The organism is Dactylosporangium siamense (assembly GCF_016862795.1).
Lineage (GTDB): Bacteria > Actinomycetota > Actinomycetes > Mycobacteriales > Micromonosporaceae > Dactylosporangium > Dactylosporangium siamense.
The window spans coordinates 140,513-167,490 of record NZ_BONQ01000083.1 but is presented as its reverse complement, the minus strand read 5'-3'; the positions used below and the strand labels follow the sequence as shown (position 1 = coordinate 167,490).

The 26,978-nt window shown below is 69.1% G+C and carries 28 protein-coding genes, 2 tRNA genes and 1 other RNA gene; 17 read left to right on the top strand and 14 right to left on the bottom strand.

The window, feature by feature from the left end; all coding sequences use genetic code 11:
- Window positions 1–54: 54 nt before the first annotated feature.
- The 4 genes from Dsi01nite_RS27695 (at window position 55) to Dsi01nite_RS27680 (ending at window position 3,470) form a co-directional block, all read left to right on the top strand.
- Window positions 55–540: a hypothetical protein gene (locus tag Dsi01nite_RS27695; protein ID WP_203849200.1), complete on the top strand. Its 486-nt coding sequence runs from the start codon at window positions 55–57 to the stop codon at window positions 538–540.
- Window positions 537–1,565 (top strand): peptidoglycan-binding protein, encoded by a 1,029-nt coding sequence (locus Dsi01nite_RS27690; protein ID WP_203849199.1) that lies wholly within the window; start codon window positions 537–539, stop codon window positions 1,563–1,565. Before Dsi01nite_RS27695 ends, Dsi01nite_RS27690 begins: the two co-directional genes overlap by 4 nt.
- 94 nt (window positions 1,566–1,659) lie before the next feature.
- Window positions 1,660–2,310, top strand: coding sequence for an ABC transporter ATP-binding protein (locus Dsi01nite_RS27685; protein WP_203849198.1), 651 nt, complete (start codon window positions 1,660–1,662; stop codon window positions 2,308–2,310).
- Window positions 2,307–3,470: an ABC transporter permease gene (locus tag Dsi01nite_RS27680; protein WP_203849197.1), complete on the top strand. Its 1,164-nt coding sequence runs from the start codon at window positions 2,307–2,309 to the stop codon at window positions 3,468–3,470. The genes Dsi01nite_RS27685 and Dsi01nite_RS27680 overlap by 4 nt, the downstream gene beginning before the upstream one ends.
- Before the next feature lie 13 nt (window positions 3,471–3,483).
- On the opposite strand, the gene deoD is transcribed toward Dsi01nite_RS27680, so the two are convergent.
- Window positions 3,484–4,191 carry a purine-nucleoside phosphorylase gene (gene deoD / locus Dsi01nite_RS27675; protein WP_203849196.1) on the bottom strand — a complete coding sequence of 236 codons (708 nt, stop codon included), beginning with the start codon at window positions 4,189–4,191 and terminating at the stop codon, window positions 3,484–3,486.
- 67 nt (window positions 4,192–4,258) lie between these two features.
- Here deoD and Dsi01nite_RS27670 point away from each other — a divergent pair.
- A tRNA-Ser gene (locus Dsi01nite_RS27670) sits at window positions 4,259–4,345 on the top strand.
- A gap of 110 nt (window positions 4,346–4,455) precedes the next feature.
- On the opposite strand, the gene Dsi01nite_RS27665 is transcribed toward Dsi01nite_RS27670, so the two are convergent.
- The 4 genes from Dsi01nite_RS27665 to Dsi01nite_RS27650 form a co-directional block, all read right to left on the bottom strand.
- Window positions 4,456–4,755 carry a ribbon-helix-helix domain-containing protein gene (locus tag Dsi01nite_RS27665; RefSeq protein ID WP_203849195.1) on the bottom strand — a complete coding sequence of 100 codons (300 nt, stop codon included), beginning with the start codon at window positions 4,753–4,755 and terminating at the stop codon, window positions 4,456–4,458.
- Entirely contained in the window at window positions 4,752–5,042 is a 291-nt protein-coding gene (locus Dsi01nite_RS27660) for a hypothetical protein (RefSeq protein WP_203849194.1), read from the bottom strand. Before Dsi01nite_RS27660 ends, Dsi01nite_RS27665 begins: the two co-directional genes overlap by 4 nt.
- A 536-nt stretch (window positions 5,043–5,578) precedes the next feature.
- Complete coding sequence (locus Dsi01nite_RS27655) at window positions 5,579–5,893, bottom strand: hypothetical protein (protein WP_203849193.1); 315 nt, start codon at window positions 5,891–5,893, stop codon at window positions 5,579–5,581.
- Window positions 5,890–6,087: a hypothetical protein gene (locus Dsi01nite_RS27650; RefSeq protein WP_203849192.1), complete on the bottom strand. Its 198-nt coding sequence runs from the start codon at window positions 6,085–6,087 to the stop codon at window positions 5,890–5,892. Before Dsi01nite_RS27650 ends, Dsi01nite_RS27655 begins: the two co-directional genes overlap by 4 nt.
- A 72-nt stretch (window positions 6,088–6,159) precedes the next feature.
- Between Dsi01nite_RS27650 and Dsi01nite_RS59205 the strand changes: the two genes are divergently transcribed.
- Window positions 6,160–6,525 carry a hypothetical protein gene (locus Dsi01nite_RS59205; protein WP_239136213.1) on the top strand — a complete coding sequence of 122 codons (366 nt, stop codon included), beginning with the start codon at window positions 6,160–6,162 and terminating at the stop codon, window positions 6,523–6,525.
- A 386-nt stretch (window positions 6,526–6,911) separates the two neighbouring features.
- On the opposite strand, the gene Dsi01nite_RS27640 is transcribed toward Dsi01nite_RS59205, so the two are convergent.
- Complete coding sequence (locus tag Dsi01nite_RS27640; RefSeq protein WP_239136212.1) at window positions 6,912–7,529, bottom strand: TetR/AcrR family transcriptional regulator; 618 nt, start codon at window positions 7,527–7,529, stop codon at window positions 6,912–6,914.
- A 246-nt stretch (window positions 7,530–7,775) separates the two neighbouring features.
- Between Dsi01nite_RS27640 and Dsi01nite_RS27635 the strand changes: the two genes are divergently transcribed.
- Both Dsi01nite_RS27635 and Dsi01nite_RS27630 read left to right on the top strand, forming a co-directional pair.
- The gene (locus Dsi01nite_RS27635) at window positions 7,776–8,744 is read left to right on the top strand and encodes an NAD(P)-dependent alcohol dehydrogenase (RefSeq protein WP_203849190.1); all 969 of its coding nucleotides are present in this window, start codon (window positions 7,776–7,778) and stop codon (window positions 8,742–8,744) included.
- Window positions 8,745–8,910: 166 nt separating this feature from the next.
- The gene (locus tag Dsi01nite_RS27630) at window positions 8,911–9,606 is read left to right on the top strand and encodes a hypothetical protein (protein ID WP_203849189.1); all 696 of its coding nucleotides are present in this window, start codon (window positions 8,911–8,913) and stop codon (window positions 9,604–9,606) included.
- A gap of 173 nt (window positions 9,607–9,779) precedes the next feature.
- Here the strand turns inward: Dsi01nite_RS27630 and Dsi01nite_RS27625 are convergent, their stop codons facing one another.
- The gene (locus tag Dsi01nite_RS27625; protein WP_203849188.1) at window positions 9,780–10,664 is read right to left on the bottom strand and encodes a M23 family metallopeptidase; all 885 of its coding nucleotides are present in this window, start codon (window positions 10,662–10,664) and stop codon (window positions 9,780–9,782) included.
- A gap of 474 nt (window positions 10,665–11,138) precedes the next feature.
- Between Dsi01nite_RS27625 and Dsi01nite_RS27620 the strand changes: the two genes are divergently transcribed.
- Both Dsi01nite_RS27620 and Dsi01nite_RS27615 read left to right on the top strand, forming a co-directional pair.
- On the top strand, window positions 11,139–11,618 hold the full coding sequence (locus Dsi01nite_RS27620; RefSeq protein ID WP_203849187.1) for a DUF6232 family protein: 480 nt from the start codon (window positions 11,139–11,141) through the stop codon (window positions 11,616–11,618).
- A 187-nt stretch (window positions 11,619–11,805) separates the two neighbouring features.
- Window positions 11,806–12,009 (top strand): DUF397 domain-containing protein, encoded by a 204-nt coding sequence (locus Dsi01nite_RS27615; RefSeq protein ID WP_239136211.1) that lies wholly within the window; start codon window positions 11,806–11,808, stop codon window positions 12,007–12,009.
- A 52-nt stretch (window positions 12,010–12,061) separates the two neighbouring features.
- On the opposite strand, the gene Dsi01nite_RS27610 is transcribed toward Dsi01nite_RS27615, so the two are convergent.
- Window positions 12,062–12,262, bottom strand: coding sequence for a DUF397 domain-containing protein (locus Dsi01nite_RS27610; RefSeq protein ID WP_203849186.1), 201 nt, complete (start codon window positions 12,260–12,262; stop codon window positions 12,062–12,064).
- Window positions 12,263–12,281: 19 nt separating this feature from the next.
- Window positions 12,282–13,238 carry a helix-turn-helix domain-containing protein gene (locus tag Dsi01nite_RS27605; protein WP_203849185.1) on the bottom strand — a complete coding sequence of 319 codons (957 nt, stop codon included), beginning with the start codon at window positions 13,236–13,238 and terminating at the stop codon, window positions 12,282–12,284.
- Between the two features lie 845 nt (window positions 13,239–14,083).
- On the opposite strand from Dsi01nite_RS27605, the gene Dsi01nite_RS27600 reads away from it, so the two are divergent.
- Window positions 14,084–14,578, top strand: coding sequence for a hypothetical protein (locus Dsi01nite_RS27600; protein WP_203849184.1), 495 nt, complete (start codon window positions 14,084–14,086; stop codon window positions 14,576–14,578).
- A gap of 57 nt (window positions 14,579–14,635) precedes the next feature.
- On the opposite strand, the gene Dsi01nite_RS27595 is transcribed toward Dsi01nite_RS27600, so the two are convergent.
- A tRNA-Ser gene (locus Dsi01nite_RS27595) sits at window positions 14,636–14,723 on the bottom strand.
- 54 nt (window positions 14,724–14,777) lie between these two features.
- On the opposite strand from Dsi01nite_RS27595, the gene ffs reads away from it, so the two are divergent.
- The 4 genes from ffs (at window position 14,778) to recR (ending at window position 19,682) form a co-directional block, all read left to right on the top strand.
- Window positions 14,778–14,871, top strand: an RNA gene (gene ffs, locus Dsi01nite_RS27590) — signal recognition particle sRNA small type.
- Window positions 14,872–14,978: 107 nt separating this feature from the next.
- The gene (locus tag Dsi01nite_RS27585) at window positions 14,979–17,996 is read left to right on the top strand and encodes a DNA polymerase III subunit gamma and tau (RefSeq protein ID WP_203849183.1); all 3,018 of its coding nucleotides are present in this window, start codon (window positions 14,979–14,981) and stop codon (window positions 17,994–17,996) included.
- Window positions 17,997–18,758: 762 nt separating this feature from the next.
- Entirely contained in the window at window positions 18,759–19,079 is a 321-nt protein-coding gene (locus tag Dsi01nite_RS27580) for a YbaB/EbfC family nucleoid-associated protein (protein ID WP_239136235.1), read from the top strand.
- Between the two features lie 9 nt (window positions 19,080–19,088).
- Window positions 19,089–19,682 carry a recombination mediator RecR gene (recR, locus tag Dsi01nite_RS27575; RefSeq protein WP_203849181.1) on the top strand — a complete coding sequence of 198 codons (594 nt, stop codon included), beginning with the start codon at window positions 19,089–19,091 and terminating at the stop codon, window positions 19,680–19,682.
- Between the two features lie 32 nt (window positions 19,683–19,714).
- On the opposite strand, the gene Dsi01nite_RS27570 is transcribed toward recR, so the two are convergent.
- The 4 genes from Dsi01nite_RS27570 to Dsi01nite_RS27555 all read right to left on the bottom strand — a co-directional run bounded on the left by Dsi01nite_RS27570 (window position 19,715) and on the right by Dsi01nite_RS27555 (window position 23,857).
- Window positions 19,715–20,254: a hypothetical protein gene (locus Dsi01nite_RS27570; RefSeq protein WP_373318845.1), complete on the bottom strand. Its 540-nt coding sequence runs from the start codon at window positions 20,252–20,254 to the stop codon at window positions 19,715–19,717.
- 38 nt (window positions 20,255–20,292) lie between these two features.
- Complete coding sequence (locus Dsi01nite_RS27565) at window positions 20,293–20,946, bottom strand: HNH endonuclease family protein (RefSeq protein ID WP_373318850.1); 654 nt, start codon at window positions 20,944–20,946, stop codon at window positions 20,293–20,295.
- Between the two features lie 278 nt (window positions 20,947–21,224).
- Window positions 21,225–22,931 (bottom strand): 2-isopropylmalate synthase, encoded by a 1,707-nt coding sequence (gene leuA, locus Dsi01nite_RS27560; RefSeq protein WP_203849178.1) that lies wholly within the window; start codon window positions 22,929–22,931, stop codon window positions 21,225–21,227.
- A 158-nt stretch (window positions 22,932–23,089) separates the two neighbouring features.
- On the bottom strand, window positions 23,090–23,857 hold the full coding sequence (locus Dsi01nite_RS27555) for a hypothetical protein (RefSeq protein WP_203849177.1): 768 nt from the start codon (window positions 23,855–23,857) through the stop codon (window positions 23,090–23,092).
- 156 nt (window positions 23,858–24,013) lie between these two features.
- Here Dsi01nite_RS27555 and Dsi01nite_RS27550 point away from each other — a divergent pair, with 156 nt between their 5' ends.
- Together Dsi01nite_RS27550 and Dsi01nite_RS27545 are read left to right on the top strand one after the other, a co-directional pair.
- Window positions 24,014–25,279: an aspartate kinase gene (locus tag Dsi01nite_RS27550; protein WP_203849176.1), complete on the top strand. Its 1,266-nt coding sequence runs from the start codon at window positions 24,014–24,016 to the stop codon at window positions 25,277–25,279.
- 11 nt (window positions 25,280–25,290) lie between these two features.
- Window positions 25,291–26,352 carry an aspartate-semialdehyde dehydrogenase gene (locus Dsi01nite_RS27545; RefSeq protein ID WP_203849175.1) on the top strand — a complete coding sequence of 354 codons (1,062 nt, stop codon included), beginning with the start codon at window positions 25,291–25,293 and terminating at the stop codon, window positions 26,350–26,352.
- The last annotated feature ends 626 nt before the right edge of the window (window positions 26,353–26,978 follow it).

The following is a 26,978-nucleotide window of genomic DNA, read 5'->3' as shown; positions in this document are numbered from 1 at the left end:
GGATAAGCGGTTTCCCTCATGTCCGTTTTATCGCCGCGCGGGTCTCCTGCTGGCATGAGACGCGTTCTGTTGACGACGGCGGCCGTGCTGCTGCTGGCCGCCTGCTCGCCCACCACCGGCCCCCCGGTCGCCACGGCCGGCGGCGGCGCCACCGTGTCGGCGTCCCCTTCGGCCGACAGGGCGGAGGCCAACCGGCGCTTCGCCAAGTGCATGCGCGAGCACGGTGTCGAGATGGCCGACCCCGGACCCGACGGCGAGCTGCAGATCAGCGGCGACGTCGACCGCGGCAAGGCGGCCGAGGCGATGTCCGCCTGCCGGCAGCTGCTGCCCAACGGCGGCACCCTGAGCAACCTCACCCCGGAGCAGCTCGAGCAGGCCCGGGCGTTCGCCAGGTGCATGCGCGAGCACGGCGTCGACATGGCCGACCCCGACCCGGCCAGCGGCGTCGCCGACATGCTCGGCAACGGCGCCATCGACATCAACAGCCCCGCGTTCCGGGACGCGGCCAACGCGTGCAAGAGCGTGGTGGTGGGCCGGTGAAGCGCACCCTCCTGTTCGTGCTGCCGGCCGCGCTGCTCGCCGGCGCCGGTGGGTGGCTGCTGCTGGACCGCGACCCGGCCGTGGTCGCCGCCCCGGCCCCGCCGGCCGCCACGAAGATCGTCCGCGGGACCATCACGCAGACCGAGGACGTCGACGGCACCCTCGACTTCGGCGCCGCGACCACCGTCGTCGGCCGGTTGCCCGGCATGATCACGGGGTTGCCCGGCGAGGGGCGCACCGTCGAGCGCGGCCAGCCGCTCTATCAGGTCGACGGCACACCGGTGCTGCTCATGTACGGGACCGCGCCGCTGTTTCGTCCACTGCGCTCCGGCGACTCCGGTGCCGACGTCGCGGCGTTCGAGAGCAACCTGTCGGCGCTCGGCTTCAAGGGGTTCACCGTCGACGACGCGTTCACGTCGGCGACGGCGTCGGCGGTGCGGGACTGGCAGGAACGGCTCGGCCTATCCGAGACCGGCGTCGTCGACCTCGGCCGGGTCGTCATGGCCCCCGCCGCGATCCGGGTCGGCGCCGTCAAGGGCCACCTCGGCGACAACGCCACCGGCCCTGTCCTGGACTGGACCGGCCCGACCCGCCAGGTCACCGTCAAGCTCGACGTCACCAAGCAGGACCTCGCCACCGTCGGCGACCAGGCGACCGTGAAACTCCCCGACGGCGCCACCGTGCCGGGCACCATCACGGCCATCGGCGCCGTCGCCACCGTGCAACCGGGCCCGCCGTCGATCGTCACGGTCGACGTGACCGTTTCGCTCGTGAAGCAGGAACAGCTCGGCCGGTACTCCTCGGCGCCCGTCGACGTCACCCTCGTCGCCGAGCGCCGCGACAACGTGCTCATCGTGCCCGTTTCGGCGCTGGTCGCGCTCGCGGAGGGCGGCTACGGGCTGCAGCTGCTCGACGGGAGCACGGTCCGGACCGTCGCCGTCACGACCGGCCTGTTCGCCGGCGGCCGGGTCGAGGTCTCGGGCCCGGACCTCCGCGAGGGCCTCACCGTCGGGACGGCGGCATGAACCTCGGACCGCCGCATGATCGTCGGGGCAGCGGCGTGGCCTTCGGAGCGGCGGCATGATCTTCGGACCGCGGCATGATCTTCGGGGCAGCGGCATGATCGAACTCAGGGACGTGCGGAAGTCGTACCCCGGCGGCGTCCAGGCACTCGACGGCGTCTCGCTGTCGGTCGCGGCCGGCGAGATGCTGGCGATCGTCGGGCCTTCCGGTTCCGGCAAGTCGACGATGCTCAACGTCATCGGCACGCTCGACCGCGCCACCGAGGGCACCGTCGAGATCGCCGGCCTCGACGTGGGCGCCCTCGACGACGACCGGCTCTCCGGCCTGCGCGCCCGGACGATCGGGTTCGTCTTCCAGCAGTTCCACCTGGCGGCCGGGGTCAGCGCCCTGGACAACGTCGCCGACGGGCTGCTCTATTCGGGGGTGCCGCTGGCTTCGCGGCGGCGCCGGGCCCGCGCCGCCCTCGAGCGGGTCGGGCTCGGCCACCGCCTCACCCACCGGCCCCACCAGCTGTCCGGCGGCGAACGCCAGCGCGTCGCCGTCGCCCGTGCCATCGTCGGGTCGCCACCCCTCGTGCTCGCCGACGAGCCGACCGGCAACCTCGACACCGCCGCCGGCGCCGCCGTCCTGTCGCTCCTGCGGGACCTGCACGCGGACGGCACCACAGTGATCGTCATCACACACGACCGGGACATTGCCGCGGCCTTGCCCCGCCGCGTCCAGATGCGCGACGGGAGAATCCTGTGAAGCTCTCCTTCTTGGATGTGGTCCGGGTGGGCGGCGCCGGCCTGCGCACGCGGCCGCTGCGGGTCGTCCTGTCGGCCCTGGGCATCGCGATCGGGATCGCCGCCATGGTCGCCGTCGTCGGCATCTCCACGTCCAGCCGGGCCCAGGTCGACCGGCAGCTCTCCGCGCTGGGCACCAACCTGTTGTCGGTCGGCCCCGGCAAGACGTTCTTCGGCGACGCGGCCCATCTGCCTGCTGACGCTTCCGCGATGGTTGCCAGGGTCGGCCCGGTGACCTCGGTGTCCTCCACCGGCCGCGTCCCGTCGGCCCGGGTGTACCGGACGGACCGCATCCCCGCCACAGAGACGGGCGGCATCGCGGTGCTCGCCGCGTCGCCGCAGCTGCTGTCCACGGTCGGCGCGACCGTGTCGGCCGGTGCGTTTCTGGGCGTCGGCACGGTCCCGACGGTGGTGCTCGGGTCGCGGGCCGCCGCGTTGCTGGGGGTGCCGCCGGGCCTGACGGTGTGGCTGGGCGGGAACTGGTTCACCGTCGTGGGGGTCCTCGCACCGGTGCCGCTCGCGCCCGAGCTCGACTCCGCGGCCCTGATCGGCTGGTCCACGGCGACCGAGGTGCTCGGCTTCGACGGCTACCCGACCACCATCTACGCCCGGGCCCGCCCGGACGCCGTCACCGCCGTCGCGGGGGTCCTCGCCGCCACCGCCAACCCGTCGGCGCCCAACGAGGTGCAGGTCTCCCGCCCCTCCGACGCCCTGGCCGCCCGCGCCGCGTTCGACGCGGCCTTCACCGGCCTGCTGCTCGGCCTCGGCGCGGTGGCACTCCTGGTCGGCGGCGTCGGCGTGGCCAACACCATGGTCATCTCCGTGCTGGAGCGCCGCGCCGAGATCGGCCTGCGCCGGGCCCTGGGCGCCCGCCGGGCCCAGATCCGGCTGCAGTTCCTGACCGAGTCGCTGCTGCTGTCCCTGCTCGGCGGCGCCGGCGGCCTGGTGCTGGGCTTCTTGATCACTTTTGCTTACGCGGTGTCGCAGTCATGGCCCGTGGTGGTGCCGTTGTGGGTGCTCGGCGGCGGGCTGCTCGCGACGCTGCTGATCGGCGGGCTGGCCGGGCTGTATCCCGCGGTGCGGGCCGCCCGGCTCTCGCCGACCGTTGCTCTGGGCAGTTGATGTCTTCTTCTGCTCAGCTCGTGATCGTCTTCAGGGCGATCTCCACCATCTGGCTGAACGTCTGCTCGCGCTCCTGGGCCGTCGTCCGTTCGCCGGTCTTGATGTGGTCGCTGACCGTCAGCAGCGTCAACGCCTTCGCCTGGAACCGGGCCGCGATCGTGTACAACGCCGCCGACTCCATCTCCACGGCCAGCACGCCGTAGTCGGCCAGCCGGTCGTACAGGTCGGGCCGATCCGTGTAGAACGCGTCAGCGGCCAGGATCGGCCCGACCCGCATCTCGATGCCCCGCGCCGCGGCCACGTCCACCGCCGTGCGCAACAACCCGAAGTCCGCCACCGGCGCGTAGTCGATCAGCCCGTCAAACCTGGCCCGGTTCATGTTCGAGTCCGTGCTGGACCCGATCGCCGCCACCACGTCCCGCAACTTGAGCGACTCGACCAGCGCTCCGCAACTCCCCACCCGAATGAGCGACCTCACCCCGTAGTCGTTGATCAGCTCATGCGCGTAGATGCTGGCCGACGGCATCCCCATCCCCGACCCCTGGACACTGACCCGGGTGCCCTCGAACGTCCCCGTGAAGCCGAACATGTTCCGCACCGTCGAGTAACAGCGGGCGTCCTCCAGGAACGTCTCAGCGATCCACTTGGCCCGCAGCGGGTCTCCCGGCATGAGGACAAGTTCAGCGATGTCGCCCGGCTCAGCGCCGATGTGCGTGCTCATGCCCCCGATCCTGCCAAACGGCGATCCCCCGCGCGGACGCGGCCAGGCATCCGGTAGCCTTCTCGGCGGTGGCGTGTCCGAGTGGCCTAAGGAGCACGCCTCGAAAGCGTGTGAAGGTGCAAGCCTTCCCGGGGTTCGAATCCCCGCGCCACCGCACCTCGGCCAGCACGAACGCCCGGCTCGTCCATCATGACGAGGCCGGGCGTCCGGCTTTCTGGTCTCATTTGTGGGCGACGCTTGGGCCGGGCGGTGGCTTTACTTGGCCTACGCCGCTTCTCCCTGGTGCCGCTCGAGATATTCCTCCACTGCGGCCCGGATGATTCCAGACCGGCCGGCCCGATCGCGGCCTGCTGCGCTGTCCAGCCTCGCAACCATGTCGCCTGGCATCTTCACCGTTACGACGCGTTCGACCGCCTCGCCTGTTGGATCAACTTGGACGAAGGTTCCAGACGGGCTCGACGGCTTCGCCCACTCACGCCAGGCGGTGATGTCGTCGGCCTCCAGCAGCCAGTTTGCAATCTCTTCTTTGGTCATCCGGTCGAAGTCCGGCGCTGTCCCGGTCATCGCTCATCCTTCCTGTGTATCCAATGCTCCCGATCGGTCACGCTGGCAGCGCGAGCGCTGTGCACCCGCCAGACGAACGAGTCGTCATTGCGCACCAGCAGCACCCGAACCAGCACTCGGGCGTCCGTCTCGGCAGCCACGAGCAGCAGCAGGTCGTTGTGGGCCCGAAGCTGTAGCCGCTCGTCACGGTCCAGGACCTCGGCGACGTCCGCCACGGTCAGCCCATCGCGCAAGGTCGCCTGCGGACTCTCATCCGGCTGCGGCATCCGCCATAGCAACCCACTCATGAGATCAGTGTAATACCGGTAATACCGCAGGTTGGTCCGGCAATCAGCAGGATTGGCACACTGCTCGGTCGTTAAGACTGAACTCGGTCTTGCCGAGGATCTGCGAGACGTACCCAGGCAGCACAGCCTACGGATGCCGCATCTGGGTGCTTACGTCGTCTCAGTTGTCGTCTCGTTCGTTCACGTCCGCCGTCGGTCACGTCCGTCCGCCGCGCACGGTCCGCCCTGTTCATGAACCCCGGCAGTGAAGCGCGGACAGGGACGGCAAACCTCGAAAGCGTGTGAAGGTGCAAGCCTTCCTGGGATTTGAATCCCGCGCCACCGCACCTCGGCCAGCACGAACGCCCGGCTCGTCCCACAGACGAACCGGGCGTTCTGCGTCTCCCTACGGCGCGACTCAGAAGAACTGTAGATGCGGCAACAGCTTCGAGGCGGCGTCGATGATTGCGGCGGCACTGTCATGCGCCTCCGCGGCCTCTGCCGTCTCCAGCCGATGTTGTTCGCGGTTGGGTACTCCAGCTCATTGCGGCGACGCCTTAACGTCCGAAGGTGCGGAAATGCGTCTGGAACTGGGCGCGCACGGCCTGTTCGACGGCGTAATGCCCGCCCTTGGTAGTAGGCCTGAGGCCCTGCTGCGCCAGAAGCGCGGTACAGGCGAAGCGCGCCGCGTCGTACGCCAGCGTATAGCTGCTGTCCGCGTCGGCAGACCGGAGCGCCAGCGAGGAAGCGAGGGTCTTTGCCGCTTTGTCCAGCAGCGGTTGCCCGTCCGCATCGCCTCCTTGGACCTTCTGCAGGTCGCCGACGTTGAGCAGTTCCTGGATCTTGTCTGCGCCCGGAGCCCAGCGGGTCACGAGGATTCCTTTCCCTGGTCGGTATCCAGATCGAGGACGGTGACGAGCGGCGACGAACGTATCTCCCTGACCAGGTTGTCGGTCGGCTGCGTCCATTGCTCGACGGTGCGGACGGTCGGGTTGACAGGCAGGCCGAGCGTCTCCTGAGCGACGTCCGATGCGGCATACACGTCGGCACGGGCCGGCGTTCCCACGACGAGGACGTCGACGTCTCCCGGAGGAAGACCCGGCACACCTGTGTAGCGGGCAGCCCAGGAACCGTAGATATGGACGCTGCGGACGCCCTCGACCTCCAGAAAGACCTCCTCAAGGACGGTCTGAGGTCCGAACGTTTACGCCAGGAGCTGCGTCAGGGCGGGAGCGGCCCGATGGTCGACCGCCGCCCTCAGCAGTCGCGAACGACCGACGGTCCGCTCATGGAGGAGGCCGGCCCCCACCAGGCGGTGTGCCTCGCGGAGCACAGTTGTGAGCGCAAGACCGAAGCGCGTCGCCAGTTCGGTCGGGGTGTACTCACGGTCCGGGTGAAGATAGAGCCAGGCCAGCAGATCAGCCTGATGGCGCGACCTGAAGAGCGGCAGAAGGTCCGGCGCTCGACTACGTATAAACGCAATAAAACTTGCGTTTATGCGTAGTCACAATTCGGGCGGCCTCACCCGTGGTCCCGTCTCAGTTGTCGTCTCGTTCATACCCGTCCGCCAGCATCCACCGCGATCCGACACGAACTGGAACAGCAGGTCACAGACATCGGGGAACGCCGTCGACCGGAAGTGGGCAGGCTTCCCGAGCGGTGCGGGGTGGCGTTCGTTGTTGTCCGTGGACGTTCATGGGAGTCTCGACGAGCTCCGCCAGGGGGCACCGAAGCCAAAGCCACCCAGGCCATCGCCAGGATCATCAGCACCTGACGCCCGCCCCGCCCACGGCATCCGCAACTCGAGACGAACGCCCGTACGCCCGGTGGTGCGGTGGTGTTGGATCGGAGCTGGGGTGCACAGGGCCGCGCGACGGTCCGTGAGCGTCGCTACGCGGAGGCTCTCAGGGGCTCGAGGGCGGCCAGGATGAGGTCGAGGCCGAAGATGAACTCCTCCGCCGGGTCGTAGTTGGCAGCGACGAGCGCCGCGGCGGACTCATTGAGGTAGGGGAACTCGTCAGGAGGAAGCTGAGGCAGGAAGACATCCTCGGCCATGTCGGCGAATTCATCGGCGGTGCCGAACGGCAGGCTGGCTTCCTGCAGGGCGAAACCGTAGACGTAGCTGTCGAGCAACCAGTTGGCGTGCGTCGCCATCAGCACCGGGAAGCCAGCCCTCCGAAGGCAGGCGGTGACCGCTTCGCGGTGGCGGAGGTGCGCGGGCCCCGGCGATGTCCGCGACTCCATCAGGCCGATCGCCCATGGGTGGCGTGCGAGAACCTGCCGGGCGGATACCGCCCGCCGTCGCATCGCCGACTGCCAGTCGGTCTCCTCGGGCGGGAACTCGATCTCCTCGAACACGACGTCGATCATTGCGTCCAGCAACTCCTCCTTGCTCGCCACGTAGTGGTAGAGCGACATCGCGCCCGCGCCGAGCGCGTCAGCCAGCCGGCGCATGCTCAGCCCGTTGACCCCCTCGCGGTCGGCGAGCCGGACCGCCTCGACCACCACCTGCTGCTTTCTAAGCCCCGCGTCTGACGTGACCTGGCGTTGCTTCCTCGCAGACACGGGTCTCCTCGCTCCCTCGAACGGCTTGACGATCGTACACCGTACGGGCATAGTACGGCGTACGAAGTACGGTGTACGAGCAAGCGAGGGTCGCAGCTCGGACGTGAGGAGGCTCCTATGGGAAACAAACAGCGATCGAACGCCTCAGCACGCCTGGTGCCAGGGGCCAGTCCGGTCGGAGCGGCGACGATGCGGGCCGCCGTCCAGCACCGCTACGGCCCGCCCTCAGTGCTCGAGTCGTGCAAGGTCGGGCTACCGCGCCCCGGTCGAGGCGATGTGCTCGTCCAGGTGGGCGCGGCCTCGGTGCATCCCGGCGACTACTTCGTCATGACCGGTGAGCCGTACGTGGTGCGTCTGGCGTTCGGGCTCCGCCGGCCGCGCCACGGCATCCCTGGCAGGGATCTCGCCGGCGTGGTGGCAGCCGTCGGGAAGGATGTCACCGCTCTCCGCCCCGGCGACGAGGTGTTCGGCTGGAGCACCGCTGGAACGCTCGCGGAGTACGCCTGCGTCCCGGCGGACAACCTCGTGTCCGTGCCTGCCAATCTGTCGATCGTGGACGCGGCAGCGGTGCCCACGTCGGCCATGGCGGCGTTGCAGGCATTGCGCGAGATCGCGAACGTCCGACCGGGCCAGACGGTGCTGGTCACGGGCGCGTCGGGCGGCGTGGGCTCCTTCGCCGTGCAGATCGCCAAGGCGTTTGGCTCCGAGGTGACGGGTGTGTGCAGCACCCGCAACGTCGACCTGGTCCGGTCGCTCGGTGCCGACCACGTCGTTGACTACACGAGGACCGACTTCACCCGCACCGAGAAGCGCTACGACGTCATCCTCGACAACGTGGAAGCCCAGCCCCTGGCGGCTGTCCGCCGAGCGCTGACGCCCACCGGCACCCTCATCCCCAACAGCGGACGCGGCGGCCGCTGGCTCGGCCCCCTCGGTCGGATCGTCAAGGCGCGCGTGCTGTCCGGGTTCACCCGTCAGCAGCTGAAGCCCTTCCTGTCGGTCGAGAAGCGCCAGGACCTGCTCACCCTGGCCGACCTGCTCACGACCGGGCAGGTCACGCCCGTCATCGACCGCACCTACCCCCTCGACGAAGCAGCCGACGCCCTCCGCTACGTCGCGGCTGGCCACACCCGAGGGAAGGTCGTCGTCACCGTCTGACGACCGGACCGACGAGAACGACCCAACCCGTGCGTGTGCACGCCCAAACCTGCCACCAATCCGGCGGACGGACCGCTCCTCTCGAAGGAAGAACCGATGACCATCCGAACGAACACCCCGAACCTGCTCGACAACCCGCCATCCGACTGAAACGAAGGAGTAAGCGATGAGATCAGCGCAGAACACCGCCACCACGCCAGCCCGCAGTTGGTTCGTTCGAGGCCGGCTCGTCGGCGCTGCGGCGATCGCGTTCGCGCTGTCGGTGGCGATGGAGAACGCGGTGCTGGCGGGAACGGGCGCGCCGACCTACGGTGCTCCGATCGAGGAAGTTCTGGCCTACTACGCGGCCAACCGCAACTCGGTCGCGATCGTGTCCGGTCTGGTGGCCCTGTACCTGCCGCTGCTGCTCGTGTTCGTGACGGGCCTGCACGGCCTCGTGGAGCGGCGCGGCGAAGCGAGCGCCGACTGGTCGCGCCTCGCCGTGGCCGCTGGCGCGACGCTGTCGGCCATCTTCGTGCTTGTCAACGTCCTGCAGATCGGGCTCGCGCTCTCCGCCGGCGGGCTCGCCGAGCCGACGCCCGCGTTCGAGCTGTTCTGGCAGGTTCACGCGGCGGCGTTCGCGCTGGCGCTGCCGACGCTCGGCACCACCTTCATCGGCGCGGCCCTCGCCGCGCACGCGAGCGGGCTGACTCCGGCTTGGCAGCGCCTGCTGGGCCTGGTGGGCGGGAGCCTGCTGCTCGCCGCGGGGGTCGGCAACCTCGCGATCGCCGACGGCTCGGCGCTGATCTTCGTCGGGCTCCTAGGGTTCGCCGCCTGGCTCGTCTGGCTGCTCGTGACCGGCGTGCGCCTCGTCCGGTCGTGACCGAGATGAGCGCGGCGCCGAGGGTCGCGCACGCGGCTGACGGTCAGGGCACCCTGCGGTGGTCGCGGCAACAGGCTTCGCTACGCATAGCCGCAATATGTATCCCAGTTATGTGGAGCATCCCGCGGTCTGGGCGGTCGCCGTTCCAGTTGGGTGATGGCGTCCCCCGCCGGCTAGTCCCAAGCGTCGAGGTTGAGGAAACGGGCGAAGCCGCGCCATGAGTTGGGGCCCATCACGCCGTCCAAGGGGCCGGTGTAGCCGTAGCCGGAGGCGAGGTTCTGCACGGCGCGCCAGGAGTTGGTGCCCATGACGCCGTCGATCGGGCCGGTGTACCCGTAGCCGCGCAGCGCTCGTTGCAGGGCGGCGTACGTGTTGGTGCCGGGGACGCCGTCGATCGGGCCGGTGTAGCCGTTGGTCAGGCGGAGCCAGTTCTGCATCCGGGCGTAGCACGCCGGGCCTGGCTCGCCGGTTGTCTCGGTGGTGGTCTTGGGCAGGGCGCCGGTGGGCGGGTGGGCCGCGACGTACTCCAGCGGATTGATCCTGGTGCCGCTCGGGTTGATCATGTGCCAGTGCAGGTGCGGGCCGGTGGAGGAGCCGGAGCCGGGAGCGCCGACCGCGCCGCCGGACCTGCCGACGGTGGCGCCGCGGGCCACCGACGTGCCGTTGGCGAGCACGAACGCGGACAGGTGCAGATATTGGCTCTTGTACCCGTCGGCGTGGGCGATCGTGACGGTGTTGCCGCCGGTGCCGTTGTTGGGGATGTTCGTGACCGTTCCCGCGCCGCAGGCGGGCAGGCCGGTGCCGACCGGCATGGCGAAGTCGATGCCGCCGAGCGACCCGTTGGCGCGGTGCTGGGCCCAGGTCTGGGTGATGGTGTATCCGGAGAACGGGTTGTAGATCACCGGCGCGGCGTACGCGGTGCCGGGCAGGCCGAAGACCGTGCCGCCCACCGCCAGCCCGCCGGTGAGTGCCGCGCCACGCAGCACACTGCGGCGGCTGAGGCCGCCGGCCGGCTGGTCGTCGGCGCTGCAACACGGTGGAACGTCGGGTCGCGTCATCGGGGGTACTCCTCGCCGGATGGGAACGGTTGCCGTGAGCCCGTCGAAGCTATCCGGATGATCAGACCGAATCAATAGACATACGTAGATTTCATTGCAAGGTCAGCCGGATGCTGTACCCCACTCTCCTTTTTCGGACAATGTCGGGCGTTTCGCCGCCTCGGCGCACTCCCGGGGTCGCTCGTTCGGCCGCCCAAGGTGACCGGCAGGAGAAGTTCGGCTGCGGTGCGGCCATCCGTTGTACGTCAATCTGCGATATGGCAGGTTGTGGTCTGGCGATCTGTGAGGCACCTCATCCATACTGGGATGGCGGATGGACGGCCAGAGTCTCAACCGCTCAAGTGTCCGGTGGGGGCCGGACCCGGATCGACAACCGACTCTGACTGCGTGGTGATTCGCTCGCGGATGGGGACCCGCTGAACCGCCTCGCAGCACGGACGACCGCGATGACTTGCCCGACATGGAGGGGGAGCAATGTCAACGACGGTGTTCTATCGAAGTACCGACCTGATGATCACAGAGGAGATCTTCGCCCTGTGGTCGCCGGAGCCCCGGGTTTTCGTGCTGGACGAGGTGCAGGGGGTGCACGTCGTCCGGGGTTCGATTCACCCGGCTCGGATCGTTCTGATGGTGATGGGGGTTCTGGCCGTCGTCGGAGTGCTCGTCGCGTGGCCGGTGATCAATTCGGCGGGGGAGTACCTGTTCGCTTTCGCCGCGCTCACCGCCCCGCCGATGGTGGGTTCCACATCACGGGCCCTCACGCCCCGGACGCTGCACCTGGTGGGTCACCACCTGGGCGTGAAGGTCGTCTTGTTCAGTTCTTCGGACATGCTCATGTTCGGTCAGGTCAAACGGGCGCTCATGAGGGCGTTCGAGGTCCGTTCCCGCAGCATGGACCGGCGCGACCTGGCCGGCTATGACGAGGCGTATCAGTTGCTCAACCGGGCCCTCTAGCGGCCTGATGGGATCGTGCCGCCTGCGATGTGCATAACGCAGGCGGCACGATCATTGCCTTTTCGCCCTGGTTTGCACGTGAATGAGGCATTCACACATGCCAAAGTCCCATGAATCGATAAATCGCGGTGGCGCGATCCGGAGCGGTCCGTATCCTGGATGCCAGGTCCAAGGTGAGGAGGACCCTGTGGCTGACGGTCGAGACGGGTTGATCTGGCGGAAGAGCGCGGCCTGCGCAAGCCAGGCGTGCATCGAGGTCGCTCGAGGCGAGAGCGCATTTCTGGTGCGCGATTCGACGGATGCGGAAGGCCCGCTGCTGAAGTTCGATGTGGCAGCGTGGGCATCGTTCGTCGCCGTGATTCAGACGGACGGCGGACTTGCCGAGGGCTGAGCGCCAGGACGCAGCGATGCCGCCTAAGCGCTCAGCCGTACCACTCGTTGTTTCAATGGGCCTCAAGGGCATTCGCCCTGATGCCGGCAATGAAGGAGCCCCAGTCCGCTCGCTGGAACTTCAGGACTGAGCCGTCCGTGTCCTTTGAATCGCGAACAAAGAACGCGGACAACTGCTCGGCGATTTCCACGCAAGCAGTGCTTGCGCATGCCTGGCTCCTGCGCCATGCCAATGGCGCCTCGATTACCTGCACTATATTTCTTCTTTCCCGCTTAAGGCCTGACCCCCGGAGTTGGGGGCAGTAGCCCCCTACGGATTCGCGGATCCGCGGGTTTATCAATGCCGAGCAACTCGCTCGCACGAGCCTCGATCATTTCCCTTGAGTATTCTTCATCATGTGATTCCTGCCAGTTCTTGTCCCACTGGCTCAAATGCCGTTGCAATCCTCGGGCATCATCAACGATTTCGTCGGTGGTGCCGTTCTCTCGGTAAAGAATCGCGTGTTCGGGCACTTCCTCGCCCAGGAAGAAGATCTCCCAGTTTCCGATGCCAGGATTTGCCAGGGTGAACGGGGCGATGCGAACCTTGAGCCATCCGTCGTCGATCATGTGGAGCACTTCGAGGAGTTGCTGCCCCAAAATCTCGGGCAGTCCCAGCGTACGCAAAAGGACCGACTCGTCCAGGAGAACCCGTGCATCGGGGCGGCTTCTGCGTTGCTCGATCGCCTGGCGGCGCAGCGTTCGAGTCTCGATCCGGGCGGTGATCTCTTCGGCGGTCAGCACGTCGTCGAAGCGCTCGACAAGGGCGCGTGCAAACTGCGGTGTCTGGAGAAACCCAGGGAAATACGTGGTGCAGAACACCCGCATCGCGCTCGCCTCGACCTCGAAGCTGAACCACTGTTTCATTGCGGTCGTGAGCAGGCCGGCGAACTTCGGCTGGTCCCACCACTGGCGCCGCTGTTTCGACGCCTTCGCGGCCTGGATGAGCTCGTCCACCCTGGACTTCTCACGAATTCCCAAATGCCCGAGAAGTGGCCTTAGGTCGTTTTGTGAAATTGTGACTTCGCCGCTTTCAATACGCATCACCTTGGAGAGTGACCATTCCATGGCGTCGGCGACATTGGACTGTGTCAGTCCTTTGGCCAGCCGTGCGTCGCGGATCGCCAGGCGAACCAAGCGACGGGCCACAGCAGGCGTGTCACCCGATGCCATGACGTCCAGCCCCTCCAAGGGACACATGTCTACCTGAAATATTGCAGGCGGCTAGCCACTTCCAGACCCTACGCGCATGATCGTGAGTGCACGCACTCAATGCCAAAAACCGTAGCAAGCGCGTGCTGTGCCGCGCGTCAGCCTCATGGGAGGACGCATACCAGAACGGGCGCGCGGGTAGCTGCCCACGGGATGGTAACGACTGGCTACCCCGCAGGGTGCGATATTGCAAGTTGCATTTTTGCATCATCTCAATGAACTCAAGATGACCGCGCGCGAGGCTTAGCTCGCGCGCGGTCTTTCGGGACCTAACTACGTGCTGGTTTGCACTGCTCAAGGGCTCTGATCAAGGCACGACGGACCTGACCGAAGGTGCGGGCGTCCGTGGTGCAGAAGAGTCGAACGTCGCTGCTGCCGTAGCGCGCTCTGATCTCCAGCAGTGGGCGGATCGACGGAGATCCGTGCCGGACGATGTACGCGCCACGCAGTTCGGTCATCCGGAAGCGGGCTGGACTAGGCCGGAGGACGGCAACGTGGTCGCTGGTGACCAGGATGTCCGGACTCCGATAGAAGGTGCGCATCTCCTTTCCCCTCTCGGTCTTGCGGAGGGGTTCTGGATGCGCAAGGATTGCTGTGGGTATCACCGCTGACCCTCCGCGTAGTCGTAGAGGTGGAAGCGATCACAAACAGCACCCGGTGGCCGCCGGGTGCTGTTGTGTTTCAACGCCTCCAGAGCCGGTTTGGCCATGCGCTCATCGTCGCATGTGCCGTCACTATCCGCTAGCTCACATTCAGCTATATGGCAGATTGAGCGCGGGGAACCGGACCGGCCGGTTGGGAGTCCAAGCCGCATGAGGGTCGCCTTGCTCGCCGTCCTGCTGCTCGCGCTGGCGGGCTGCAACCGAATGCCGGACATGGCGGCTAAAACGGTCAAATATCAGGTCGATTACCCCCAATATCAGACACTGGCCGAGCTGTTCGCCAAGGCCGACCTCGTCGCCGAGGTGACCCTCGCCGGGAAGGCCGAGGTTCGCGGAGCGACGACGACGGTGCCCGACGTGCACACCGTGTTCGCCGCCACCGTCGGACGGATCTTCAAAGGCGAGGCGCCGCCCGTGCTGGAGATCAAGCAGGGCGGTGGCCGCTACAAGGGCACGGAGTTCATCGAGGCCGGCAGTGTCAGTCTGCGACCGAGCGGTCACTATCTGGTGTTCGTCGAGCTGTACCCCGACGCTCCGGCCTCACTGCTCAACCCCGCGCAGGGGCAGTACCGACTGGAAAATGACGGCACGGTGACCCCGGTCGACGAGGCCGGCCTGCGGTTCACCCTCGCCGACCTGGGACGGCTGGGTGGCTAGAGAAGCCGAAACGCCGGGCGGCCCTGGCGGGCTTCCCGGCGTTCTGCCTGGTCAGGCTGGCGGAGGATACGAGATTCGAACTCGTGAGGGTTTTATCCCAACACGCTTTCCAAGCGTGCGCCCTAGGCCTCTAGGCGAATCCTCCGTGCGCCAGGATACCCATGCCCCGACCGCCGCGCGCTACGGGGTATTGTGTTCCTAAGCCACTCGTGCGGCGTCATCTTACGAACCTCCCCAGGGCCGGAAGGCAGCAAGGATAAGTGAGCTCTGACGGGTGCACGGGTGGCCTCTTCATGTCCGGGCCACGGGCGGGTTGCGGCGGAGCGATTTTGTCGGTGCCTGGAGGTACCGTGGTCCCGGCCCGCCACACCGAGCCGATGACGCGAACGGAGGTCCGCTGGTGGCGCTCGCGCTGTACCGCAAGTACCGGCCTCGCACGTTCGCCGAGGTGATCGGGCAGGAGCACGTCACAGAGCCGCTGTCGCAGGCGTTGCGCTCGGGACGGCTCAACCATGCCTACCTGTTCTCCGGACCGCGCGGCTGCGGCAAGACCAGTAGCGCGCGCATCCTCGCCCGCTCGCTGAACTGTGAGAAGGGCCCCACGCCCGACCCGTGCGGCGACTGTGACTCGTGCCGCGCGCTCGCGCCCGACGGTTCCGGCTCGATCGACGTCATCGAGATCGACGCCGCCAGCCACGGTGGCGTCGACGACGCGCGTGACCTGCGGGAGCGGGCGTTCTTCGCGCCGGTCTCCAGCCGGTTCAAGGTCTACGTCATCGACGAGGCGCACATGGTCTCGTCGGCCGGGTTCAACGCGCTGCTCAAGCTCGTCGAAGAGCCGCCGGAATACGTGAAGTTCGTCTTCGCGACCACTGAGCCCGAGAAGGTGCTCGGGACGATCAAGTCCCGCACCCACCACTACCCGTTCCGGCTGATCCCGCCGGGGGTGCTCCGTCCCTACCTGGAGCAGCTGACCGCCGCTGAGGGCGTCACCGTCGAGCCGGCCGTGTTCCCGCTCGTGGTCAGGGCGGGCGCGGGCAGTGCCCGGGACTCGCTCTCGGTCCTCGACCAGCTGATCTCGGGCGCCGGCCCTGACGGCGTCACCTACCGGCGGGCCGTGGCCCTGCTCGGCGTCACCGACGTTGCCCTCATCGACGAGATGTGCGACTCGCTCGCCGCCGACGACGGGCGCGGCGCCTATGGCGTCATCGACAGGGTCGTCGAGGCGGGGCACGACCCGCGGCGGTTCGCCTCCGACCTGCTCGAGCGGCTCCGCGACCTCATCGTCCTCCAGCAGGTCCCCGACGCGGTCGCGAAAGGCCTGCTGGACGCGCCGCACGACCAGCTCGAGCGGATGGGTGCCCAGGCGACCCAGCTCGGGCAGGCGACCCTCTCGCGGTTCGCCGACATCGTCCACAACGGGCTGACCGAGATGCGCGGGACCACCGCGCCGCGGCTGCTGCTGGAGCTGATCACGGCCCGCATGCTGCTGCCCGGGGCGGACGACTCCAGCAATGCGCTGCTGCAGCGGCTGGAGCGGATGGAGCGTCGGGTGCTGGCGGGCGGCGCTGTTGCGGCGCCGGTCGGTGGCGCGCCTGTGGCCTCCGCGCCTGTGGCCTCCGCGCCTGTGGCCTCTGCGCCCGTGGCCTCTGCGCCCGTGGCCTCTGCGCCCGTGGCCTCTGCGCCTGTGTCCTCTGCGCCAGTGTCCGCCGCGCCTGCGGCCTTCGCGCCTGTTGTCGAGCCGGCTGCGCCCAGTCAGCCGGCCGTGTCACCTGTGCCTACGCCCGCGTCTTCGGCTTCGTCCGTGTCTTCGGCTGCGTCTTTGGCAGAGCGGCCGGCACCGGCTGAGCAGGTGGCCGCGGCGCCGGTTGGGCACGAGCAGCCCGCTTCACCTCCTTCTGGCCCGCCTCAGCCTGTCTCCTCCCAGCCGACTGCCCCTCCCGCAGCCCCTCAGGCGGTGCAGGGTGGGCAGGCGGTCGGTGCGCTCGACGCCGGCGCGGTCCGGCGGGTGTGGGCGGAGGTGCTGTCCCTGGTGAGCGGGAAGTCGAAGAAGGCCGCGGCGATCGTCCGCGAGGCGACCGTGCAGGACGTCGCGGGCACCACGCTGGTGCTCGGGTTCAAGCACACGGCGCACGCCAACATGCTCAATGCCTCACCCGACGTGCTGATCGCCGCGCTGAGCGAGTTGCTCGGCGGCAAGTGGCAGATCAGGTGCGAGGTCGGCGGGCAGCCGGGCGGTGGGGGTGGCGGTAGCCGGCCCAGTCCGCCGCGACCGACGTCACCCTCCGGGCCGGGCAGTCCGCCGGGACCTGCTGACAGCGGTCCTCGTGGCGGCGTGGCGGTGCCTCAGCAGGCCGCCGAGGCCTGGCCGACGCCGGCACGTCCAGCGGGCGACCCCGTGCCGGCCGACGCGCGGACGGCGGACCTCAGCATGGCCTCCGCCAGGTCCGGCGCCACAGCCGGGTCGGTGGGTCCGGGGGACGGCTGGCCCACCCCGGCGGCAGTGCCTGGCGCCGCCGCCGGTACTCCGGGCGGGTGGCCCACGACCGCCGTGCCGGGCGGCACCGCGGCACAGGCCGTGCCGGGCGGCACCGCGGCGCAGACCGCGCCGGGCGGCCGCGCGGGCGGTGGCCAGGCTGACGGGTGGCCGACGCCTGCTGTGCCGGGCGGGATGGCCACGCAGGCAGACGGCTGGCCGACGACGGCGGTCCCCGGCGGGGTGGTCCGCACACCGTCCGGTGGGGCGCTGGCGGATCCGCGCGGGCTGGCCGGCCAGGGCGGCTCAACCGGCGGCGACCAGACCCACGTGGGTGGCGCGCAGGCAAGCGACTGGCCCGTCACCAGCACTCCGGGTGGTTCGGCTCCGGGTGGTCTGAGTTCTGGTGGCCTGGGGTCGGGTGGTTCGGGTTCGGGTGGCTTGGGTTCAAGTGGTTCGGCTCCGGGTGGTTCGGCGCAGGTCACGACCAGGCCGCAGGGTGCCGGGTCGTCGTTCAACGGTGCGGGCACGCAAGTAGGCCCGTCGTCGAACGGCGGGGGTCCGTCCACCGGGACGCACGGCGGCCAGTCCTCCAACGGCGCCCGCACGCAAGGTGGCGCCAAACCGCAGAACGGCACCCGGCCGCGCAGTGCCATCGAGCAGGCCCGGGAGGCCGCCAGCCGGGCGGCCAACGCACCGCGGCGGGGCGGGGCGGCATCCGCGCCGGTGGTCGAGTCGGTGTGGGAGGGCGCGGGGGCGGACGAGCCACCGTTCGACCCGGACTATGACCGACCCGTCGCCGATCCGCGGTTTCCGGGGTTGGACCCGGGGGATGAACTGCTCGACGATGCCAACTCCGTGCGGGAGTCGAGCGAGGAGGCCGCGCTGCGGTTGCTCAGCGAGGCCCTCGGTGCGGAGAAGATCGGCGAGACGACGAGCTGAGCCCACCACGCCAACCATGACCACGAGCTCGGGACCCGGCGGACCACGCGAGCCGAGCACCGGGCCGAACCGCAGGCCGAGCACAAGGCAGAGCGGCAGACCGAACACCAAGCCCGAGCAGCAAGGCGAGCACCGGGCAGAGCGGCAGCCGGAGTGGCAAGGCGAGCACCGGGCAGAGCGGCAGGCAGAGCAGCAGGCAGAACGGCAGTCGGTGCGGCAATGCGAGCAGCAGGCAGAACGGCAGTCGGAGCGGCAAGGCGAGCGCACCATTGGGCCTGGCGGCACGCCGAGCACGACCTGGCGCACCGACCGTGACGCGAGATGGCACGCTGGGCACCACACGAGTGACGCCGAGCACGACGAGGCCTGCCGAGCAGGACCGGCACGCAGGGGGATGGCCCGGCCCGCTGAGCACGACCAACGCACGCTGAGCACGAACAATGCACGCTGAGTACGACCAAGCGCGCTGAGCACGAACAACGCACACGCTGTGAGCAGGACCAAGCACGCTGTGAGTCCGACCAAAAGCAGGCCGAGCACGAGCAAAGAGGGACGCCGCGCCGAGCATGACCCGAAACGGCTCACGAGACGCGCGACGAACCAGGCGGGACGGCGTGCGGCGGGCCTGGGCGGGATGCGGGAAGATGCAGCGTCAGGACAGACCGCCGGCTGGGTAACCAGTTGGACGGGCCAGGTAAGACCAGCTGAGCATTGCCGAGTATCGAAGAGGAGCAGACCGTGCGCCCCGGTGGACAGCCCAACCTGCAGCAGATGATGAAGCAGGCGCAGAAGATGCAGCAGCAGATGGTTGCCGCGCAGGCCGAGTTGGCCGAGGCCGAGCTGACCGGCACTGCCGGTGGTGGCCTGGTCACGGCGGTCGTGCGCGGGTCCGGTGAGGTGGTCAGCATCAAGATCGACCCGAAGGCGGTCGACCCGGAGGACGTGGAGACCCTTGAGGACCTCGTGGTCGCCGCGCTGCACAACGCCGCGAAGGCCGCGAAGGACCTGACGGAGGAGAAGATGGGTCCGCTGACGGCGGGGCTCGGCGGGTTGGGTGGCGGCCTCGGGCTGCCCGGATTCTAACCGCCGCAGATGTACGAAGGTGCCATCCAGGATCTGATCGACGAGTTGGGCAGGCTGCCCGGCGTCGGTCCGAAGAGCGCGCAGCGGATCGCGTTCCATGTGCTGTCGTCCGACCCGTCGGACGTGAAGCGGCTCGCCCAGGCGTTGACCCGGGTGAAGGAGCTCGTGCGGTTCTGCACGCGCTGCTTCAATGTCGCGGAGTCGGATCTGTGCCGGATCTGTCGCGATCCACGCCGCAGCGACGAGGTGTACTGCGTCGTCGAGGAGCCGAAGGACGTCGTCGCGATCGAGCGGACCGGTGAGTTCCGGGGCAGGTACCACGTGCTCGGCGGGGCGATCAACCCGCTCGAGGGTGTCGGGCCGGACAACCTGAAGGTCCGCGAGCTGATGATGCGGCTCGCGGACGGCACCTGCAAGGAGCTGATCCTCGCGACGGACCCCAACACCGAGGGCGAGGCCACCGCGACGTACCTGGCGCTGCTGGTCAAGCCGATGGGCCTCAACGTGACCCGCCTCGCCAGCGGGCTGCCGGTCGGCGGTGACCTCGAATACGCGGACGAGATCACGCTCGGCCGCGCCTTCGAGGGGCGCCGGGCGGTCTAGCGAACGCCGGGCGGCTAGGGCCGCCGGGCGGGCTAGCCTTCGGGACGGTTCAGGATGCCGACCGCCACGGCGTGCACCGCGGCGATGTCGGCTGGGTCGCCGAGGTGGGTCTTGGTGCCGGTCACCACGTACCACTCCTCGGCGTCCTTGTACTGGACCCGCACGAGCGCGGCGCCCGTGGCGTCAACCTCGGAGCGCAGGGTGAGCTCGCCGGTGACCACGCCGACCTCGTCGGTCATCACCCCGCCCGGCCCCGCCATGATGTCGGTCGTCAACGGCGCGGGCACCGCCGGACCGCCAGCTGGTGGGGCCGCGGCAGCATCGGCCGGCACGGAAGCACCGGGAGCGTCCGCAGCGGCCCCAGCCGAAGCCGGGGTCGCATCCGGAGCTGGTGCCGCATTCGCAGCTGGTGCCGCGGCCGCGGCGGCGGCAGTCGCTGCCGCCGGACCCGTCCCCGCAGCCGGACCCGCCGCCACGGCACCCGTGGCCACGGACCCCGCCACAGCGGAAGGAGCGGCCGGTGCCTCCGTAGTAGCCGGTGCCGCGGCCGGCCCCGGTGCTGCGTCTGCCATCTCGGCCGCCCTTCATCACAAAACGAGAGAAAACCTGGCTACTTGCAGGTCGCGAGCATCTCCGTCAGGGCCGACTTCTCGGCGGTGCTGACGGTCAGCTTGTAAAAACTCTTCACCGTTACCCAGTTTTGCGCATACGTGCACCAGTAGGCCTTGTTCGGCGGCTTCCACGTCGACGGGTCCTGGTCACCCTTGGACCGGTTCGACTGGAGGCTGACGGCGAAGAGCTGTGGGCGTGTCAGGTCGTTGGCGAACTGTTTGCGCTGTTCATCGGTCCACTTGCTGGCACCCGAGCGCCAGCCGGCCGCGAGCGGGACCATGTGGTCGATGTCGAGGGCCTTGGGGTCGGTGAGGTTCTTGTCGTCGTACGGGCTGTACCAGGCACCGGAGAGGATCTTGCACTCGGCGTCGGCCTTGACGTCCTTGCCGTCACGCTTGAGCACGACGTCGCGGGTGTCGCAGCCGTCGCCCTGGCCGATCCAGTGGGTGAACTTCTCGCGGGTGTAGCCGGCCATCGAGCCGTTCGCAGCGACGGTGAGCTGTTCGAGCGCTGCCGAGGCGGCGGCGGGGTTCCCGGCCGGCGGCTTGGTCGCGCCGGTGGTGCCACCACCGCTGCCAGCCGTGGACGTCGAACTGGGCGCGGCCGCGCCCGGTGTGGAGGTGACCTCGCAGCTGCCGGCGCCGGTGAGCACCGTGGCGAGCGCGAGGGCGAGGATGACGGCTTTGCCGTTGGAGGGGCGCACGCCACCACTGTGCGGCATCGGCGCACGCGGCGCGCGCAGCGCCACGGTGCGATTCCCGACACGACCCGGGAGAGAACCCCAGGAAGACGGGACCGCAGTCCCTGTCGGCCGGGACGCCGGGACCGGCAGGATCTGCCGTATGCGAACGAAAATCTGGGCAGGACCCACATAAAAGCGAGCGGGCCGGCCCAGAAGGGCCGGCCCATTCGAAAACGGCGAAACGACGATCAGCCGCGGTTGGCGGCGCTCAGTACCGCGTGCAACGATGCGGTCACAATGTTGGCGTCGATGCCGACACCCCAGAAGGTCTGGCCGTCGACGGAGCACTCGACATAGGCTGCGGCCTGCGCACTCTCGCCCGCGGTGAGGGCGTGCTCGGCGTAGTCCAGGACCCGCACGTCGACGCCGAAGTCACCCAGCGCGCGGACGAAGGCGTCGATCGGGCCGTTACCGGTCGCGGAGACCGAGCGGACAACGCCGTCGACCGAGACGTCGGCAGTCAGCGTGACCTTGCCGTCGACGGTCGAGGCCTCGTACCCCTGCAGCGCGAACCGGCGGTCCGAGAAGTACTCGGCGGAGAAGAAGTCCCACATCGCCTGCGGGCTGACCTCGCCGCCCTCGTCGTCGGTGTGCCGCTGCACGACGCCGGAGAACTCGATCTGCAGGCGGCGCGGCAGGTCGAGGTGGTGCTCGGACTTCATCACGTAGGCGACGCCGCCCTTGCCCGACTGCGAGTTGACCCGGATGACGGCCTCGTAGGAGCGGCCGACGTCCTTGGGGTCGATCGGCAGGTAGGGCACGCCCCACGTGTAGCGGTCGATGTCGACGCCGGCGGCGTCGGCGTCACGCTGCAACGCGTCGAAGCCCTTCTTGATCGCGTCCTGGTGCGAGCCGGAGAACGCCGTGTAGACCAGGTCGCCGGCGTACGGGTGCCGCTCGTGCACGGGCAGCTGGTTGCAGTACTCGACGGTGCGCTTGATCTCGTCGATGTTGGAGAAGTCGACCTGCGGGTCGACGCCCTGGGAGAACAGGTTCAGGCCCAGCGTGACCAGGTCGACGTTGCCGGTGCGCTCACCGTTGCCGAACAGGCAGCCCTCGACCCGGTCGGCGCCGGCCATCAGGCCCAGCTCGGCGGCGGCGACGGCGGTGCCACGGTCGTTGTGCGGGTGCAGCGACAGCACGACGGACTCACGCCGGGGCAGGTTGCGCGACATCCACTCGATGGAGTCGGCGTAGACGTTGGGGGTCGCCATCTCCACCGTGGCCGGCAGATTGACGATCAGCGGGCGATCGGGCGTCGGCTGCAGCACCTCGATGACCGCGCTGCAGACCTCCAGTGCGTAGTCCAGCTCGGTTCCGGTGTACGACTCCGGCGAGTACTCGTAGTAGATCTCCGTGTCGGGGGTGATCGCCTCGGCGTACTTCTGGCACAGCCGCGCGGCGCTCGTCGCGATGTCGGTGATCCCGGCCCGGTCCAGGCCGAACACGACCCGCCGCTGCAGCGTGGAGGTCGAGTTGTAGAAGTGCACGATGGCGCGCTTCGCGCCGCGCAGCGACTCGAACGTGCGCTCGATCAGGGTGTCCCGGCACTGGGTCAGGACCTGGATGGTGACGTCTTCGGGGATCAGGTCCTGCTCGATCAGGGTCCGCACGAAGTCGAAGTCGGTCTGCGACGCGGACGGGAAACCTACCTCGATCTCCTTGTAGCCCATGCGGACCAGTAGCCCGAACATGCGGCGCTTGCGCTCCACGGACATCGGGTCGATCAGTGCCTGGTTGCCGTCGCGCAGGTCGACGGCGCACCAGCGGGGCGCAACGGTGATCTCCCGGGAGGGCCACTGGCGGTCGGTCAGCGGGACCGGGAACTGCTCACTGAAGGGCCGGTAGCGCTCGACGGGCATCCGGCTGGCAGCCTGATTGGCGATTTCGGACATGGCTCAATGCTCCTGAAAAGGTGGTCTGGACCAGGAAGGGTCGACCGGCAGGAGCGCAGACGCGACTCAACCCCGCGACGAGGTGCCGGCCTGTCGGGCCTCGTCGCGGCGACGAAGAAGGAGAACCGTCTGCCACATGTCGAGCGCGAGCCTACCACTCACCGGGAGCGCGAGATCGACGGAGCAACCGATGGTGACGAAGACGACGGCTTCGGTGGTGGCGGCGCGGACGTTCCCAGCGGGGCCGCCGTGATCACCGGCCCGGGCAGCGAGATCGTCTCGGGCGCCGGCGCGGGGTCCCCGGTCAGCGTCAGCTGGCCCATCGGGATCTTCGCGGCGGCGAGGATGCCGCGGTCGTTGTAGCAGAACACGCCGGCGTCGATCGGCGGCTGGACCGCGGTGACGCCCGGCTCGACCGCGAAGCACGGCGCCGAGGTGCCCGCCAGGGGGTCCGCGGGTGCCACCGCCAGCGGCACCTGGCGGTCCAGGAGCACGTCGAGCCAGGCGATGAAGACGTACTGCAGCCGCGGGTCGATCGAGACCGGCAGCTTCTTGTTGCTGGCGGCGACCTTGACGCAGCCGTTGGAGGGGTTGATCGGGCACTGGTAGACGCCCTCGGGCCGGTTGGCGATCGCGACGTCGGCCGTGCCGCCCAGCGCGCCACCCTGGATGTCGACCCGCCAGGTGCGGTCGATGGCGACGGTGACCAGCACCGAGCGGGGCGCCTTGCCCTGCACGACGAGGGTGTACGCGGCGATGTACCGCTGGTCCTTGGCCACCGCGACCCGGGCGGCCAGCATGCCGCGCGGGTCGGGCTGGGCGGGAACGCCGGTCGCCGGGACCGACGGCGGGTCCACCGGCGCGCCCCCGCCGCAGGCGGCCAGCAGCAGCCCGGTGATCACGGCGAGCGCCGTGCCGGTGGTCACAGTGACCGCGGTTACCCCGACCCGACGTGAGCGCACATGCGTATTCTCGCCCGTCGGACGGCCGGATCGTGGGAACGCCACTCCCGAGGGATACCTGCCGCCGGTACGCTCGGCTGCGTCAACATCGCCCGTACGGGTGGAAAGGAGCTCGACGGCGTGGCGCTGATCGTGCAGAAGTACGGCGGGTCTTCCGTCGCCAACGCCGAGCGCATCAAGCGCGTCGCCGAGCGCATCGTCGACACGCGGAAGGCCGGCAACGAGGTCGTCGTGGTCGTCTCGGCCATGGGTGACACGACCGATGAGCTCCTCGACCTCGCGTCGCAGGTCAGCCCGGTCCCGGCCGGCCGCGAACTGGACATGTTGCTGACCGCCGGCGAGCGCATCTCCATGGCGCTGCTCGCGATGGCCATCAACAATCTCGGGTACGAGGCAAGGTCGTACACCGGCAGCCAGGCAGGCGTCATCACCACCTCGACGCACGGCCGGGCCCGGATCATCGACGTGACGCCCGGACGTCTGCGCGGCGCGCTGGACGAGGGTGCGATCGCGATCGTCGCCGGCTTCCAGGGTGTGTCGCAGGACACCAAGGACATCACCACCCTCGGCCGGGGCGGCTCGGACACCACGGCGGTCGCCCTGGCGGCCGCGCTGCACTCCGACGTGTGCGAGATCTACACCGACGTCGACGGGATCTTCACCGCCGACCCGCGGGTCGCGAAGAACGCCCGGCACATCAAGCAGATCACGTACGAGGAGATGCTCGAGCTGGCCGCCTGCGGCGCGAAGGTGCTGCACCTGCGCAGCGTCGAGTATGCGCGGCGGTTCAACCTGCCGATTCACGTCCGCTCGTCGTACTCAACCGCCAACGGCACCATGGTCACCGGATCGATTGAGGACCTTTCTGTGGAGCAAGCGCTTATCACCGGCGTCGCACACGATCGCAGCGAAGCGAAGATCACCATCGTCGGCGTGCCCGACCAGCCCGGTGTCGCCGCGCGGATCTTCCAGACGGTCGCCGCCGCGGAGACCAACATCGACATGATCGTGCAGAACGTGTCGACGGAGGGCACCGGCCGCACGGACATCTCGTTCACGCTGCCGAAGACCGACGGCGCCACCGCCAAGGCGGCCCTCGAGCGCGTCAAGGCCACCGTCGACTTCCGCGAGATCCTCTTCGACGACCACGTCGGCAAGGTCTCGCTCATCGGCGCCGGCATGCGCTCCAACCCGGGCGTCGCGGCCAAGCTCTTCGCCGCCCTCGCGGAGGCCGGGGTCAACATCGAGATGATCTCCACCTCGGAGATCCGGGTGTCCGTCGTGTGCCGCGACACCGACCTTGACGTGGCCGTTCGCGCCATTCACGACGCGTTCGAACTCGGCGGCACCGAGGAAGCCGTGGTTTATGCGGGGACCGGACGGTAGGTTCGCTCGTTATGGGCGCGTTACCAACGCTGGCCGTCGTCGGTGCGACCGGCGCCGTCGGCACAGTCATGTGTGAGCTGCTCTCCTCCCGCAAGAACATGTGGGGGGAGATCCGCCTCGTCGCCTCGAAACGCTCCGCCGGCCGGACTCTGGTCGTGCGGGGCGACGAGGTCGTCGTGCAGGAGCTTGCCGCCGACGTCTTCGACGGCGTCGACGTGGCGATGTTCGACGTTCCGGACGAGGTGTCCGCGGAGTGGGCCCCGATCGCGGTGTCCCGCGGCGCGATCGCCGTCGACAACTCCGGCGCCTTCCGGATGGACCCCGATGTGCCGCTGGTCGTACCGGAGATCAACCCGGAACAGTCGCGCAACCGGCCCAAGGGCATCATCGCCAACGCCAACTGCACCACGCTGACGATGATCGTGGCGCTCGCCCCGCTGCACCGCGAGTACGGGCTCAAGGAGCTGGTCCTCGCCTCCTACCAGGCCGTCTCCGGTGCGGGCAAGGACGGCGTCGACACGCTGCTCGACCAGCTCGAACGGGTCAGCGGCGACCGGAGCCTCGGCTCCCGCTCCGGCAACGTGCGCCAGGCCGTCGGCGACGACCTCGGCCCGTTCCCCGCGCCTCTCGCCCTCAACGTGGTCCCGTGGGCGGGCTCCCTGCGCGACGGGGGCTGGTCGTCGGAGGAGCTCAAGATGCGCAACGAGTCGCGCAAGATCCTCGGCCTGCCCGACCTGAAGGTCTCCGCGACCTGTGTGCGGGTCCCGGTCGTCACCGGCCACTCGGTCGCCGTGCACGCCGTCTTCGGGGTCGAGGTCGACGCCGAAGGCGCCCGCGAGGTGCTGCGCCACGCGCCGGGCGTGATCCTGGTCGACGACCCCGCCGCCGGCGAGTTCCCGATGCCGATCGACGCGGTGGGCACCGACCCGGCGTGGGTCGGCCGGATCCGGCGCTCCATCGACGACCCGCGCGCCCTGGACCTGTTCGTCACGGGCGACAACCTGCGCAAGGGCGCGGCCCTCAACACCGCGCAGATCGCCGAGCTGCTCTCCAAGGAACTCCAGGCGTCCTGACGTTCCCGCATTGACCTCGGGGGCCTTTGCCATGGTCACCGCGGCGACCCGCGGTTGGCATCGATCGTGACGCGGCCAGGATCGGATCCGTGCCGTCGCCGGGTTTTGACCGACTCCGGCCTGTGTGACCTGGGCTGGTTCCGTGCCGTTGTGGGTTTGGACCAGCTCCTGGCCGGTGCGGTCAGGACTGGAACCGTGCCGTCGTCGGGTCTGACCGGCTCCCGGTTCGTGCGGCCAGGACCGGGCCCGCGCCGTCGCCGGGTTTGACCAGCTCCCGGCCTGTGCGGTCAGGACTTGGGCCCGTGCTGTCGTTGGCCCTGACCGGCTCCCGGCCAGGGCCGGGCCCGTGGCGTCGCCGGGTTTGACCAGCTCCCGGTCTGTGCGGTCAGGACTTGGGCCCGTGCTGTCGTTGGGTCTGACCGGCTCCCGGCCAGGGCCGGGCCCGTGCCGTTGTGGGTTTGGCCGGTTCCTGGTCTGTGCGGTCAGGAGCGGGCCGCGACGTCGCCAGCTCCTGGCCGATCCGTGTCGTGGCAGGCCTGGTCACGTTCCTGGCCGGTGCGGCCAGGGTCGGACCCGTGCCGTCGCGGGTTCGGCCAGGTCCCGGTCTGTTCCGGGAGCAGCCCGGG

Coding starts and splice junctions, on each gene's coding strand:
- Dsi01nite_RS27685 (WP_203849198.1), top strand. CDS start 1,660: ATGATCGAACTCAGGGACGTGCGGAAGTCGTACCCCGGCGGCGTCCAG.
- Dsi01nite_RS27620 (WP_203849187.1), top strand. CDS start 11,139: ATGTCAACGACGGTGTTCTATCGAAGTACCGACCTGATGATCACAGAG.
- leuA (WP_203849178.1), bottom strand. CDS start 22,931: ATGTCCGAAATCGCCAATCAGGCTGCCAGCCGGATGCCCGTCGAGCGC.
- Dsi01nite_RS27635 (WP_203849190.1), top strand. CDS start 7,776: ATGCGGGCCGCCGTCCAGCACCGCTACGGCCCGCCCTCAGTGCTCGAG.
- Dsi01nite_RS27660 (WP_203849194.1), bottom strand. CDS start 5,042: ATGAGTGGGTTGCTATGGCGGATGCCGCAGCCGGATGAGAGTCCGCAG.
- Dsi01nite_RS27625 (WP_203849188.1), bottom strand. CDS start 10,664: ATGACGCGACCCGACGTTCCACCGTGTTGCAGCGCCGACGACCAGCCG.
- Dsi01nite_RS27545 (WP_203849175.1), top strand. CDS start 25,291: ATGGGCGCGTTACCAACGCTGGCCGTCGTCGGTGCGACCGGCGCCGTC.
- Dsi01nite_RS27630 (WP_203849189.1), top strand. CDS start 8,911: ATGAGATCAGCGCAGAACACCGCCACCACGCCAGCCCGCAGTTGGTTC.
- Dsi01nite_RS59205 (WP_239136213.1), top strand. CDS start 6,160: ATGGACGCTGCGGACGCCCTCGACCTCCAGAAAGACCTCCTCAAGGAC.
- Dsi01nite_RS27570 (WP_373318845.1), bottom strand. CDS start 20,254: ATGGCAGACGCAGCACCGGGGCCGGCCGCGGCACCGGCTACTACGGAG.
- Dsi01nite_RS27695 (WP_203849200.1), top strand. CDS start 55: ATGAGACGCGTTCTGTTGACGACGGCGGCCGTGCTGCTGCTGGCCGCC.
- deoD (WP_203849196.1), bottom strand. CDS start 4,191: ATGAGCACGCACATCGGCGCTGAGCCGGGCGACATCGCTGAACTTGTC.
- recR (WP_203849181.1), top strand. CDS start 19,089: ATGTACGAAGGTGCCATCCAGGATCTGATCGACGAGTTGGGCAGGCTG.
- Dsi01nite_RS27665 (WP_203849195.1), bottom strand. CDS start 4,755: ATGACCGGGACAGCGCCGGACTTCGACCGGATGACCAAAGAAGAGATT.